The sequence below is a fragment of the Paucisalibacillus algeriensis genome (assembly GCF_000577245.1).
In the GTDB taxonomy this organism is placed as follows: Bacteria; Bacillota; Bacilli; order Bacillales; family Amphibacillaceae; genus Ornithinibacillus.
The window spans coordinates 62,972-76,628 of sequence record NZ_CBYO010000020.1 but is presented as its reverse complement, the minus strand read 5'-3'; the positions used below and the strand labels follow the sequence as shown (position 1 = coordinate 76,628).

Below are 13,657 nucleotides of genomic sequence, written 5' to 3'. Positions count from 1 at the left end.
ACTTTTTCACCGTCACCTTCTTCATTATATGGAGGGGACAAAATGCGTGTATCATCATCTCAAGTAGTTCCAGGATGTGTACTTTTACGAGACGTAAAGGGAAAGACTAACCGACCAATTATTCCACAAAAAACTGTTTTAACGGCTGAACATATTAAAGTATTACATAAATTTTTAATAGAACATGTTGAGGTGTCAGAAAGGCTCAAGAATGGTACTCCCTTTCAACCTCAGCCTGCTAGTGAGAAAGAAAAGGCTGACCATCCAAACCACAGTAAAGAAAAGATAGTGGATGTAACAGAATTATCCTTTAGGGACCATTATGACCAAGTCGTTGAACAATACAAAAAGCTGTTTGATTCATGGAGAAATAATTTACCTATTAATAATTTAGCTGTTCGTAATCTAATCTTGCCATTAATTGATCGTATGGATGATATCGGATCGGCAGTATATACGCTACATCGATTTGCTAATAAAAAGGATTACTTTTATCATCATGGTGTTTCAGTTTCTATCTTAAGCGCGTATTTGGGTAAAAAACTTGGATACCAAAAAGGTGAATGGCTCCAGATTGGTATGGCTGGATTATTGAGTGATGCAGGTATGGCGAGACTTGGGGATTTTGTCTTTCATAAAGAAGGATTACTAACGGATGAGGAAAGGTTAGAGATAATAAAACATCCAACCTATACGTATCGAATGGTTGAACATATTTCATCCATTCCATCTACGGTTAAATTAGCGGTATTACAGCATCATGAGCGAATGGATGGAAGCGGCTATCCACTTGGATTATCCCAGGAGAAAATTCATAGCTATGCTAGGATTATTGCTGTTTGCGATATCTATCATGCGATGACCAGTGAGCGGATATATCGTAAGAAGCAATCCCCTTTTAGTGTGATAGAAGAGCTACAAAAGGAACAATACAGTAAACTTGATATTAGAATCGTACAAGTTTTTGTAGACTCCATAGCAAACTTTTCGATTGGAACAAAAGTATTGCTATCCAATAACCAAGATGGTGAAATTGTCTTTATTGATCCTAAAGTCCCTACTAGACCAATTTTACGACTCAAAAATGGTGAAATTATTACACTAAGCAATCACCAGGATCTACACATAAGTGAAATATTATGAGGGGCAGTAATCTATTACTGCTCCTCCATTTTTTTTAATAGATATTTCCCCATTATAATTGGAATCTTTACTTGAGTAATATCCAGAAATCTTGATATAAATGGATAATCTACATCTGGCTTTGTTGAGAGAAGTTCTCCCCACCACTCAGCCTCGTAACGAGATAACATGCTAAGATTGTATAAAAGTAAATAGTGTACCATAACTTCAGATAGAGGAATAAAAAAGTCTCTATCGGTTGGTAGATAAACTTCGCTATTCATCGTTATCTGAAAGGGACCCACATCACTGGAAAGTGATTCACTCAGCCTTAATATAATATTACTTGAGTTATCTTCAGTTTCTAAAATTCTCGGTAAATAGCTTTCCAAACGTTTAATCAGAGCATTTTCAGTCATGTGGTAGTCATCACAAATGGTTTTAGGAACTGTTATCGTTTTATCATCAAGGTTACCAATTTTTACTAAACCTTGATTTTGTTCATAATTAAAATAAGCAATAAGTTCTGGTATTAATCGAAATAATGATTTCATCGTAACTTTTTCAAACGGTAGCTTATTAATTCCAAATAGATGTTCTGAAAAATACGGGAAAAGTCCTTTATGCTGTAGCTTTACCTCATCTTCTAAAAAACTATAATCTTTCTTTTTTCGTTTTCTAGTAGAGACACCGTGGGCAAGAACTGAAGTAGATTCTGGATAATCTGGTCGTTTCGTAAGTAAGCATGCTTTCAACAAGTGCGCCATCCCATAGAAAAACATAACTGGTTTTAAAACGGTATCTAGTTTGTCCCCAGCACGGTAGTATTCTCTGCCATGATGAAGACAATACATAAATATATTGCAATTTTCATAGCTTTTTCTTTCAGCGTCTATCTTATCAATTTGTTTATAGCATTGGAGCAAATATTTTTGAGCAGTTTGTTGCGATTGTAAATACGTGTAAAATGAATGGATTTCTTCTTGGAAATACATATTAACGTCCTTTTTATTTAATAGAAAAGTTAGAATTTATGAACTTTAATTTACCAGTAATCAGTTATTGAAAATCTCCCTCAGTTGGCGTATTGTAAATAACAATAGATATAGGTACTAGCTTTTCCAAGAATTATTTTATTATTCTTTTACCGAAGTTCTGACATAACTAAAAGGGAGGATTTATTGTGAGAAAGGATAAGTTTGCGAAAGAAGGATTAACTTTTGATGATGTATTATTGATACCTGCAAAATCAGAGGTTTTGCCACGTGAGGTCGATCTAAGTACTACCTTAAGCCCTAACCTAAAACTAAATGCTCCATTAATTAGCGCTGGAATGGATACTGTTACAGAAGCTGGCATGGCTATTGCTATGGCACGACAAGGTGGCCTTGGAATCATTCATAAAAATATGTCTATTGAAGAACAGTCTGAACAGGTTGACCGGGTAAAACGTTCTGAGAGTGGTGTTATTACAAATCCATTTTTCTTAACACCAGAGCATCAAGTATTTGCTGCAGAACATTTAATGAGTAAATATCGGATCTCAGGAGTACCAATTGTAAATAATGAAAAAGAGCAAAAGCTTGTAGGTATTATTACGAATCGTGATTTACGTTTTATTCAAGATTATTCTATGTTAATCTCAGATGTGATGACTAGTGAAAATCTTGTTACCGCACCAGTAGGTACAACGCTAGAAGAAGCAGAACATATTCTACAACAATATAAAATAGAAAAATTACCTTTAGTAGATGAAAATCGAGTACTAAAAGGGTTAATTACCATTAAGGATATTGAAAAGGTTATTGAGTTCCCTAATGCTGCAAAAGATGCACAGGGGAGATTACTAGTAGGGGCAGCTGTTGGAGTTACTGGTGACTCCTTATCTCGTATAGAAGCATTAGTGAATGCTGGTGTTGATGCTATCGTAATTGATACTGCTCATGGACATTCCCAAGGCGTGTTAGAGCAGCTAAAGAAAATTCGTGAAGCTTATCCTAACCTAGATATCATTGCTGGTAATGTTGCAACAGCTGAAGCAACAAAAGCATTAATCGAAGCTGGTGCTACGGTTGTAAAAGTAGGAATCGGTCCAGGTTCAATTTGTACAACAAGAGTTGTAGCTGGTGTTGGTGTTCCACAAATTACCGCTGTTTACGATTGTGCGGTCGCTGCAGCAGAGTACGGTGTGCCGGTCATTGCTGACGGTGGAATTAAGTATTCTGGTGATATTGTAAAAGCTCTTGCGGCAGGAGCACATGCTGTCATGCTAGGAAGTATGTTTGCAGGTGTAACAGAAAGCCCTGGAGAAACAGAAATTTATCAAGGCAGAAGATATAAAGTATATCGTGGTATGGGGTCTGTTGGTGCGATGAAAGCAGGATCGAAAGACCGCTACTTCCAAGATGGGGAAGCGGAAGCGAAAAAGCTTGTTCCTGAGGGAATTGAAGGTAGAGTAGCTTATAAAGGGCCACTTGCTGATACGGTACACCAATTACTTGGTGGTTTACGTTCTGGAATGGGTTACTGTGGAACTTCTACAATTGAGAAGTTAAGAACAGAGGCACAGTTTATTCGAATTACCAATGCAGGATTAAAAGAAAGTCATCCACATGACGTTCAAATTACAAAAGAAGCACCAAATTACTCTCTAAAGGGGTAAATATTACAAAACATTAAAAAATAGATGGGCACTAACGGCCCGTCTATTTTTTTAGTTTAATATGTGTTAAAATACTAAAGGTGTTCGCAAAAAAAATATAAAACTACTCAGGGTGGAGGTATAAAATTGAAACAGATCTATTCAAAAATATTGATGATGGTCCTTGTTGTATTATTGGCATCAACATCATTTATAACACAACCAAAGAATATACATGCAGCTGAATTAGAATTAGATGCTGAGTCAGCTATATTAGTAGATGCAGAAACAGGAAAGGTTTTATTTGCTAAAAATCCTGATATGGCACTTCCACCAGCAAGTATGACGAAAATGATGACGGAATATCTTGTCTTGGAAGCAATTGAAAACGGTGAAATTACGTGGGAAACAACTACTCAAATAAGTGATTATGCATATAGCATTTCAGCAAATCCTAACTTTTCAGGAATAGGTTTAACACAAGATAAAAGCTACTCTGTGAAAGAACTTTATGAAGCAATGGCAATTTTCTCTGATAATGGTACAACCATTACACTTGCGGAGTTAATTGCAGGTTCCGAAGGGGAATTTGTGAAGCTAATGAACCAAAAGGGAGAAGAACTGGGTCTTCCTGATTTCGAATTTGTAAACTCAACAGGGTTGGATAACGAAACATTGGGTGATAACCATCCAGAAGGTACAGATCCTAATGGTACAAATCTTTTGTCTGCTAGATCTCTTGCTCTTTTAGCATACAATCTGATTAAGGATTTTCCTCATGCGCTTGATATTTCAAGCCGAATTGAAGACGATTTTGAAGGGTATACAGTAGAAAACTTAAACTGGATGTTACCACATGAGGCAAGCTACTTAAAACAGTTTTATTATGAAGGAATGGACGGTCTAAAAACAGGTTATACGGGATTAGCTGGCTATACTTTTACCGGAACAGCTGAACGTGATGGTAACCGTTTAATTTCTGTTGTTATGCGTACAGACAGCAAGGCTGCTCGTTTTGAACAAACAGCAAGATTATTGGATTATGGATTCGGTCAATTTGAAGATAAAGAACTTTTTGCAAAAGGATTCCAGCTTGAAAAGCAAGAAACCCTTCCAGTAGCAAAAGGTAAAGAAGATACTGTAGAAATTTCTATAAATGAAGCCTTCACTGTTCCAATTAAAAGTGGTGAAGAGGAGCTTTACAAAGTTGAATACACTGTCAATAAAGATAAGCTAAATAAAGATGGAGAACTAGTAGCCCCTGTTAAAAAAGGCGATAAAATCGGAACTGCAACATTAGTATATACCGGTGAAAACGACAACGGCTACATCTTCAACAGCAAAAACCAAACCGTTGACCTAGTAGCAGACCAAACCGTTGAAAAAGCCAACTGGTTCATGCTAACACTAGGTGCAATCGGCGACTTCTTTAGCGGAATCTTCACATCTATAGTAGATACTGTTAAGGGTTGGTTTTCTTAAGATTTAATTAAGTTTTTTAAAAAATAAATGGTAATCATTGCTCTGAGCGACGGGAATATACGGAGACTCCTACGGGAGGCTCACCAGCCGCCCGTGGAAAGCGAAGTATATTCCCGCCGCGGATATGGCAAGAAGGCCAAATCTTTTAAAAGTGAATAGAGAATAAAACTTGCACTTTAAACAAAAATTAGCTATGATAATGTATAATAAAAAATCAATTTCCAACAGTAATGACAGGAAATAGTAACAATACCGTTTTCCAAAGAGAGTCGATGGCCGGTGAAAATCGATGAAAACCTATTGTGAATCCATCCTTGAACTGGTTTACCGAAACCAAAGTAAGTAAACCCGGTTACGAACCGTTAACACGTCTAAAGCCGGAAGAGATTACTCTTCAACAAGGGTGGCAACGCGGGAATATAAACTCTCGTCCCTATTTTTAGGGACGGGAGTTTTTTGCATTCAAAAAAATAAGTAGGAGGAATTTTCTAATGTTGGACATGAAGTATCTACGCAATAATTTTGAAGAAGTAAAAGCAAAATTACAGCACCGTGGAGAAGACTTATCAGAGTTAGATCACTTTGGCGAGCTTGATACTCGTCGTCGCGAATTAATTAATAAGGCAGAAGTTCTAAAGGCGAAACGTAATGAAGTTTCCAAGCAAATCTCTCAAGCCAAAAAGGAGAATCTTGATGCAGATGCTGCAATCAAGGAAATGCGCGAAGTAGGTGACCAAATAAAAGAATTTGATGATGAGTTACGTGAAATTGAAGCTAAACTCGAAAACATTATGTTATCTATTCCGAATATCCCACATGAAAGTGTACCTGTAGGTGAGGATGAAGATGATAATATAGAAGCACGAATCTGGGGAGAAGTCCCTTCATTTGGTTTTGAAGCACAAGCACATTGGGATGTTGCCACAAACTTAGATATTATTGATTTTGAAAGAGCTGGTAAGGTAACTGGTAGCCGTTTTGTTTTCTATAAAGGACTTGGAGCAAGACTTGAGCGTGCTTTATGGAGCTTTATGATGGACTTACATTCTGATGAGCATGGCTATACGGAAATGTTACCACCTCAAATAGTGAATCGAGCAAGCTTGACTGGAACTGGACAGTTACCTAAGTTTGCAGAGGATGTATTCAAATTATCTGATACGGATTACTTTTTAATTCCAACTGCAGAGGTTCCGGTAACCAATTATCATCGTGATGAAATTTTACAGGTAGAAGACTTGCCAAAGAAATATGCTGCATTTAGTGCAAACTTCCGTTCAGAAGCTGGCTCTGCTGGCCGTGATACACGTGGGTTAATTCGCCAGCATCAATTTAACAAAGTAGAACTCGTACATTTTGTAAAACCAGAGGATTCTTATGCAACACTAGAGGAATTAACAGGTCATGCAGAAAAAGTTTTACAATTGCTTGGGTTACCATATCGTGTCATGAGCATGTGCACTGGGGATTTAGGATTCACAGCAGCAAAAAAATACGATATTGAAGTATGGATTCCTAGTCAAGACATGTACCGTGAGATTTCTTCTTGCTCTAACTTTGAGGACTTTCAAGCAAGACGTGCCGGTATTCGCTTTAGAAGAGAAGCTAATGGAAAACCTGAATTTGTGCATACACTAAATGGTTCTGGATTAGCTATTGGACGTACAGTAGCAGCTATCCTAGAAAATTACCAACAAGAAGATGGATCTGTTAAAGTTCCTGACGTTCTTGTACCATATATGGGTGGCGTAGAAGTAATCAAGTAAAGAAGCAAATCCCTCATTTTATCAGCCAAAGTGAGGGATTTGTTTTAAAAAATTATTGATAAAATTTGGAAAAGTGTTTTATTTAATATCACCTTAAAAAATGGACAAATTTAATTGACTTTAAATTTTAAATCCTGTATATTAATATTTGTTGCTACGGAGGTATACCCAAGTCTGGCTGAAGGGATCGGTCTTGAAAACCGACAGGCGGGTCAAACCGCGCGGGGGTTCGAATCCCTCTACCTCCTCCATTCTTAATAAGCGCATAAATATTGGAGATATGGAAAACCACTGCGAATTGCAGTGGTTTTTTTTTATTTCAAAAACTACTATTTTTGATCCTTTAATAGTGATTCCAAAAACATACTTGGAAGATGGAACTTCTCGTTATTTAACTGTAATACACTTAAGTTTTCCTCGTCGTTATCATCTTTTATGGATTTTATTTCGCTATGCAATTTTTCCATTCGGTAATCTAATTCAGAGGCAACATTAGCGGCATATTTCAATTCTTTAGTAAGATCATCAGGGACTTCCTTATTATATTTATAATAAATTTTATGTTCTAAACTAGCCCAAAAGTCCATTGCGACTGTCCTAATCTGTATTTCTACAAATACCTGTTCGACTCGGTCTGATAGGAATACGGGGATAGACAAGAGTAAATGTAGGCTCTGATATCCATTGGGTTTTGGCTTATTAATATAATCCTTGATATTAATAACAGTTACGTCTTCTTGCTGCTCAATCATTTCGCTTACTTTGTAGATATCAGAGATAAAAGAACAGACAATTCGTATCCCAGCTATATCACGAATATTCTCTTTAATAGAATCAAGACTTAATTCGATATTTTTCTGATAGATTTTATTTAGAATACTTTCAGGTGATTTAAGACGTGATTTCATATGTTCTATCGGGTTATAGTCATGAATATGTTGAAATTCCTCTTTTAAAATTTGTAATTTGGTATTCATTTCATCTAATCCAAATTTGTACGTCATCATAAAACGGGTCATTTCATTTCGTAGTTGTTTTAATTGTTGTAGTTTTTTTGTTTCAATTTCCAAGGATAGTATCTTCCCTTCAATAGGATGATTCCATTATATAACAGGATTCTATTAACTACTGAAATAATGTAGATAAATAAAAAAGATGGTACGCCAAATTAGTTTGTACCATCTTTTGCATTATTATTTTATTAGTTCCCTTGTTTCCCAACGTCTTGATTGTTGAATGAAGTGTCCAATCTTCTCTAAAATCGGTTCAATCGATGTTTCCTCATCCATTAGGTCATAATCCGAAATATTGATACGTAAAATAGGGCATGCATTAAAGTTATTGATCCAATTCTCGTAGCGGTTGTACATTTCTTCCCAATACGCTATTGGAGTACTCTTTTCCATTTCACGTCCACGTTCCTGAATGCGATTTAGAACCTCATCAAATGAGCCTTCCAAATAGATAAGTAAGTCTGGATGTGGGAAGTAAGGTGTCATAACCATGGATTCAAACAGACTTGTATAAGTTTCATAATCTGTTTTATTCATTGTACCATTTTCGAAGTGCATCTTTGCAAAAATTCCAGTATCCTCATAGATAGAACGGTCCTGAATAAATCCACCACCGTATTCGAAGATTTTCTTCTGTTCCTTAAAGCGTTCAGCTAAGAAGTAAATCTGTAAATGAAAACTCCAACGTTCGAAGTCATCATAAAATTTTTCTAAATATGGATTGGTATCTACCTTTTCAAATGATGTTTTAAAATTTAATGCATTTGCTAATGCTTTGGTCATCGTAGACTTTCCAACACCAACGGTTCCAGCAATGGTAATAATACTATCATTTGGAATTTGGTACTTTTCTCGTAAGTTCATTCCTTAATCTCCTTTATAAGGGGTTAGAATAGTAAATTATTATTTCGTAACAGTTTCAAAAGAACGTAACTGTTGTTGTACTTGTTTCATAATAGCTTCCAAATCATCTTGGTTTTTGACAAAATCCATTTCATCCCCATTGATTCGAATTACCGGGATATTTGGATGCATGATTTCAAATTCATTCATATATGCTTCATAATCCTCTGCAAGCTGTGCTAAATAAGAAGCTTTTATATTCTGTTCAATTTCTCTACCACGTAATTTAATACGATTTAAAATCGTATCCAGACTAGCATGTAAATAGATCAACATATTTGGAACAGGCATATCCTCCGTTAGGATGTGATATATTTGCTCATATTTTTCGAACTTATCCGCTTGGAGTGTTCGTTTTGCAAAAATCATGTTTTTAGAAATATGATAATCAGAAACAACCGGCTTATTCAGTGCTAAATATTTATTTCCAATATCCTCCAGTTGCTTAAATCGATTACATAGGAAAAACATTTCTGTTTGAAAACTCCACTCATCTATATCATCATAAAATTTACCTAAAAATGGATTTTCTTCAACAATTTCTTTTAATAAATGAAAATCAAAGTGATCAGATAACTTTTTCGCTAGTGATGTTTTACCAATACCAATTGGTCCTTCTATTGCGATAAATGGGACCCCTGCCATCCTAGTTCCCCCAATCAAAAAATGAATAACTGACATATCTTCTAATTTTAACATACTATTGAAAAGCCTTCTATACTAGATTGGAAAGTAATATATGGTATCCTAAGGGAAAGTATTTTGTATTTATTGGGTAGTTTTTGTATAATAATGTATGTTCCTATAAAAAGCCCTCGTAGCTCAGGGGATAGAGCATCGGTTTCCTAAACCGTGTGTCGCAGGTTCGAATCCTGCCGTGGGCATAATAAAAACCTTGTCGTAGCAAGGTTTTTTGTTTTGATTATAAGAAAAATGTTTTAGATTGGTTTCAGTGATTGTCTAAAGTGAAAGTTTGTTAAATTAACTGTGAAGAAGAGTCGAAATTTAACTTACTTACACATTCATGCATCACATTGCCTAGTTCAGTTTAGTAAAAGCCCAGTACATTAATTTTAATATTTGTCTATTGTTAGACCAATTACAGAAGCTCTAATTAAATCTATTTCTAAGAATCTCTCCAATTCACTTGGTGTCCCGCTTATTATTGCTCCACTTATGGGATATTCATTCTTAGAATTCTTGAAGTACTCCTGTTCCCAATACGGATTATCCTCAGAAACTGAAAAACCATAAGCGTCTTCTCCATACAGTACATGGAAATAATCCGCTTCACTATCATGTAATTCATTGAAATAATCGGCATTTGATTTATCTAGCCATAACCAATCAACATTCTTAGCTCCAATTGCTTTTCCTACTTCTTCCACCGTGATTGAATTTTTAAACGATAATGCAACCTCTACCAATGTATTTTCATCTAAGGTTGTAGCTATTTCTAGTTCCTGAGGTAAAACATGATACCCGATTTGAGGGTAATAGAAGTCAATCTTTCTTTCATTGTTTAAGTCATTATATCTTACAGTTCTTTCTTGATTACTTGTATAAACAACCTCGACTGTATGCGCATTGGTTTTTTTTGTTTTACCTATTGCAGGATACTCCTTTGTAACAATCTCCCAAGGAATCATACGGTCTCCTAATTTTTTATAATAGGTTATTTTTCCTTCTGCACTTAGAAAACCATAAGAAAAACTAGTATCAAAATCCACAATTCCAGCACCTTTATTTGGGCTAGCATGGATTTGTTCGGTTAAACTTGCAACCTCTTGATTTATTTTTTTATTAATAAGCATATTGCTGCCATACTGTATAATAAATAAAAACACAAAAATAGTTAGAATAGAAATAAGAATAAGTAGTAAGATTTGGTTTAATTTAGATTTTCTAACCGCCTTTTGAAATGCAGGGCCACTAACAAAATTCTTCATTTCATTTGGTTTTGATGGATGTTTCTTATTTTCCATAATATCCCCCCTCATATAATTCCATAAATTTTTTTCTTGCACGAAATAAATGGTTTTTTATCATAGTGTTACTAATGCCAAGTACTTCTGAGATTTCAGCATAGGATAAATTAGACTGATATTTTAATAGTAAAAGTTCAGCATGCAAAGGCTTCATTCTGAGTAATAATTTGTTGAATTCATCAATGCGTTCTTTTGCTAAGAGAATCATCTCTGGCATATTCGGGATTTCTTCTTCATTAATCTTTTCCTCAACGTTAAATATGTACTTTTTGTTCTTTCGACACTGATCATAATAATAATTAATCGAAACACGAATTAGCCAGTTTCGGACATTAGACGATTTAATAGAGTCAACGTATCGGAGGTATCTATATGCTGCCTCTTGAACGGCATCTTCTGCATCGGTGTGTGGAACTCCTTTACTCAACAAATATCGGTAGACCATATTCAATTCTTTATTAAGTTCCTCAAATAATATATTCTTAGGCATTGTCCTCCTCCTGTATATATTAAGACGTTTGAAATGGTAAAAAGTTTAAAAAGTATAATTTTACTCTTTCTATTTTCAATTTTAGTGTTTATAAACCGAGTATGCATTGCATTTCTGTAGAAGAATAGAGAATTCAATCTTTCCTCAAAACGACCTCAAATTCGGAGAGAAGTACTACTCTATTTTAATTTCAGGAAAATTTTCTTGTAGCTAGCTATTTTTTAGTAAACTCATAAGAGTCACTATTATATATAGTGAATTGAAATGGATGCATGAATAATACAGAAATTGTAATATGCCTCATTATCTGACATGACATAAGCCTCTGTAGCAATCTGCTAGAGAGGCTTTTTCTAGTATGAAAATAACTCTATTTCACACTAATTTATAAAAAATTCTATTAAATTAGTGATAACTACTTTTAAAAAGTCACAAAATGTTCTAAAATACTAAGTAACATTTCAAATATTTCATAATTTATTAAATGTAATCGGTTTCAAATTTCAAAAAGAGGTGATAGGATGGACATGCGACGTATACCGGCTAGAGAAGGAAACTACAATTTAAAGAACTATGATGAGATACGGGCAACTTTTAAATGGGAAGATGTTCATGAAAATTTTTCCTGGAATGAAACAGGTAAAGTAAATATTGCTTATGAGGCAATTGATAAGCATGCAGAAAACCCGGCGAAAAAAGATAAAGTTGCTCTTCTTTACTCAGCACCAGGAAGAGAAGAATCCTTAACCTTTGAGCAAATTAGTAAAGAAAGTAACAGGTTTGCTAATGTGTTAAAGAAATACGGTGTGAAAAAGCAAGATCGAATATTCTTGTTTATGCCGAGGAGTCCAGAATTTTATGTGAGTTTATTCGGTATCCTAAAGACTGGCGCTATTGCTGGACCTTTATTTGAGGCATTTATGGAACAAGCTGTTCGTGATCGAATTCAGGATAGTGAAGCAAGTGTGCTTGTGACGACTCCTGATCTATTAGAACGTGTACCACAGGAGGAATTACCTTCTTTAGAAAAAATAATATTAGTTGGCAATCGAAGTGAAGAGTCAGATAAGTATATTGACTATTATAATGAAATGGAATCTGCTAGTGAAAACTTCGATATAGAATGGGTAGATTTAGAGGATGGGATGGTACTCCACTATACATCTGGTTCCACTGGGAAACCAAAAGGCGTATTACATGTCCATAATGCCATGATTCAACATTATGCGACAGGTGAGTGGGTACTAGACCTTAAAGAGAATGATGTTTATTGGTGTACTGCGGATCCTGGTTGGGTAACGGGAACAAGCTATGGTGTCTTTGCACCTTGGCTGCATGGTGTTACAAACGTAATCCGTGGGGGACGTTTTACACCGGAAGATTGGTATGGAACGCTAGCAAAGAATAAAGTAACAGTTTGGTATACAGCTCCAACTGCATTACGTATGTTAGTTAGTGCAGGAGAAAAATTGGTTAAAACATATGACCTTTCATCATTACGCCATTTAATGAGTGTCGGTGAGCCGCTTAACCCAGAGGTTGTGACATGGGGACTAAAAGCATTTAAGCTTCGTATTCATGACACTTGGTGGATGACGGAAACAGGATCACAATTAATCGTGAACCTACCAACAGAGGAAATCCGTCCGGGATCCATGGGTAAACCAATTCCTGGTATCGAAGCATCTATTGTTGATAATGAAGGAAATGAAATTCCACCAAATCAAATGGGGAATCTCGCGATAAAAGCAGGATGGCCATCTATGATGCGTGCCATTTGGAATAACCCTAGTAAATATGAAAGTTATTTTATTAACGGCTGGTATGTATCTGGTGATAGTGCATACCGCGATGAAGATGGATATTTCTGGTTCCAAGGTCGTCTAGATGATGTAATTAATACATCGGGTGAACGAGTAGGACCATTTGAAGTGGAAAGTAAATTAATTGAACACCCAGCTGTAGCAGAAGCAGGTGTTATCGGAAAGCCACATCCAGAGCGTGGCGAAATTATTAAAGCATTTATCACACTAAATCCAGGATACACGGAATCAGCAGAATTACTCGAGGATATCCGTATATTTGTAAAAACAGAATTAGCTGCACATGCAGCACCACGTGAAATTGAGGTGCGTGATTCCATCCCAAAAACACGAAGCGGAAAAATTATGCGTCGCTTATTAAAATCTTGGGAGTTGGGCCTTCCAACCGGTGATACTTCAACTTTAGAAGCATAATAAAATCCTCCAGCG

General features: G+C 35.7%; 11 protein-coding genes, 2 tRNA genes and 1 other annotated feature. Of the genes, 7 read left to right on the top strand and 6 right to left on the bottom strand.

Translation table 11 applies throughout. From position 1 onward, the window contains the following. Positions 1–42 precede the first annotated feature (42 nt). A complete protein-coding gene (locus TY11_RS14510; RefSeq protein ID WP_042147632.1) occupies positions 43–1,143 on the top strand; it encodes an HD-GYP domain-containing protein in 1,101 nt (366 codons plus the stop codon). 14 nt (positions 1,144–1,157) lie between these two features. On the opposite strand, the gene TY11_RS14505 is transcribed toward TY11_RS14510, so the two are convergent. Continuing rightward, positions 1,158–2,117: a YaaC family protein gene (locus tag TY11_RS14505; protein WP_042147629.1), complete on the bottom strand. Its 960-nt coding sequence runs from the start codon at positions 2,115–2,117 to the stop codon at positions 1,158–1,160. Positions 2,118–2,305: 188 nt separating this feature from the next. Here TY11_RS14505 and guaB point away from each other — a divergent pair, with 188 nt between their 5' ends. The 4 genes from guaB (at position 2,306) to TY11_RS14485 (ending at position 7,262) form a co-directional block, all read left to right on the top strand. Further along, entirely contained in the window at positions 2,306–3,784 is a 1,479-nt protein-coding gene (guaB, locus tag TY11_RS14500; RefSeq protein ID WP_042147626.1) for an IMP dehydrogenase, read from the top strand. A gap of 126 nt (positions 3,785–3,910) precedes the next feature. After that, positions 3,911–5,245 (top strand): D-alanyl-D-alanine carboxypeptidase family protein, encoded by a 1,335-nt coding sequence (locus tag TY11_RS14495; protein WP_042147623.1) that lies wholly within the window; start codon positions 3,911–3,913, stop codon positions 5,243–5,245. A gap of 221 nt (positions 5,246–5,466) precedes the next feature. Then, positions 5,467–5,683: a binding site (T-box leader), on the top strand. Positions 5,684–5,736: 53 nt separating this feature from the next. Next, the gene (serS, locus tag TY11_RS14490) at positions 5,737–7,011 is read left to right on the top strand and encodes a serine--tRNA ligase (RefSeq protein WP_042147620.1); all 1,275 of its coding nucleotides are present in this window, start codon (positions 5,737–5,739) and stop codon (positions 7,009–7,011) included. Positions 7,012–7,169: 158 nt separating this feature from the next. Further along, a tRNA-Ser gene (locus TY11_RS14485) sits at positions 7,170–7,262 on the top strand. Positions 7,263–7,340: 78 nt separating this feature from the next. Here TY11_RS14485 and TY11_RS14480 read toward each other — a convergent pair. The 3 genes from TY11_RS14480 to TY11_RS14470 all read right to left on the bottom strand — a co-directional run bounded on the left by TY11_RS14480 (position 7,341) and on the right by TY11_RS14470 (position 9,572). Continuing rightward, a complete protein-coding gene (locus TY11_RS14480) occupies positions 7,341–8,075 on the bottom strand; it encodes a GTP pyrophosphokinase (protein WP_231495840.1) in 735 nt (244 codons plus the stop codon). Positions 8,076–8,204: 129 nt separating this feature from the next. Next, positions 8,205–8,888, bottom strand: a complete 684-nt coding sequence (locus TY11_RS14475) for a deoxynucleoside kinase (protein ID WP_042147617.1) — start codon at positions 8,886–8,888, stop codon at positions 8,205–8,207. A gap of 39 nt (positions 8,889–8,927) precedes the next feature. Next, positions 8,928–9,572 carry a deoxynucleoside kinase gene (locus TY11_RS14470; RefSeq protein WP_042147614.1) on the bottom strand — a complete coding sequence of 215 codons (645 nt, stop codon included), beginning with the start codon at positions 9,570–9,572 and terminating at the stop codon, positions 8,928–8,930. 166 nt (positions 9,573–9,738) lie between these two features. On the opposite strand from TY11_RS14470, the gene TY11_RS14465 reads away from it, so the two are divergent. Beyond that, positions 9,739–9,811 (top strand) — tRNA-Arg (locus TY11_RS14465). A gap of 189 nt (positions 9,812–10,000) precedes the next feature. On the opposite strand, the gene TY11_RS14460 is transcribed toward TY11_RS14465, so the two are convergent. Beyond that, on the bottom strand, positions 10,001–10,912 hold the full coding sequence (locus TY11_RS14460) for an anti sigma factor C-terminal domain-containing protein (RefSeq protein WP_042147612.1): 912 nt from the start codon (positions 10,910–10,912) through the stop codon (positions 10,001–10,003). Further along, positions 10,902–11,405 (bottom strand): RNA polymerase sigma factor, encoded by a 504-nt coding sequence (locus tag TY11_RS14455; RefSeq protein WP_042147610.1) that lies wholly within the window; start codon positions 11,403–11,405, stop codon positions 10,902–10,904. The genes TY11_RS14460 and TY11_RS14455 overlap by 11 nt, the downstream gene beginning before the upstream one ends. Positions 11,406–11,926: 521 nt before the next feature. Between TY11_RS14455 and acsA the strand changes: the two genes are divergently transcribed. After that, the gene (gene acsA, locus TY11_RS14450) at positions 11,927–13,642 is read left to right on the top strand and encodes an acetate--CoA ligase (protein WP_042147608.1); all 1,716 of its coding nucleotides are present in this window, start codon (positions 11,927–11,929) and stop codon (positions 13,640–13,642) included. Positions 13,643–13,657 lie beyond the last annotated feature (15 nt).

Coding starts and splice junctions, on each gene's coding strand:
- acsA (WP_042147608.1), top strand. CDS start 11,927: ATGGACATGCGACGTATACCGGCTAGAGAAGGAAACTACAATTTAAAG.
- TY11_RS14455 (WP_042147610.1), bottom strand. CDS start 11,405: ATGCCTAAGAATATATTATTTGAGGAACTTAATAAAGAATTGAATATG.
- TY11_RS14475 (WP_042147617.1), bottom strand. CDS start 8,888: ATGAACTTACGAGAAAAGTACCAAATTCCAAATGATAGTATTATTACC.
- TY11_RS14470 (WP_042147614.1), bottom strand. CDS start 9,572: ATGGCAGGGGTCCCATTTATCGCAATAGAAGGACCAATTGGTATTGGT.
- TY11_RS14510 (WP_042147632.1), top strand. CDS start 43: ATGCGTGTATCATCATCTCAAGTAGTTCCAGGATGTGTACTTTTACGA.
- TY11_RS14460 (WP_042147612.1), bottom strand. CDS start 10,912: ATGGAAAATAAGAAACATCCATCAAAACCAAATGAAATGAAGAATTTT.
- serS (WP_042147620.1), top strand. CDS start 5,737: ATGTTGGACATGAAGTATCTACGCAATAATTTTGAAGAAGTAAAAGCA.
- TY11_RS14505 (WP_042147629.1), bottom strand. CDS start 2,117: ATGTATTTCCAAGAAGAAATCCATTCATTTTACACGTATTTACAATCG.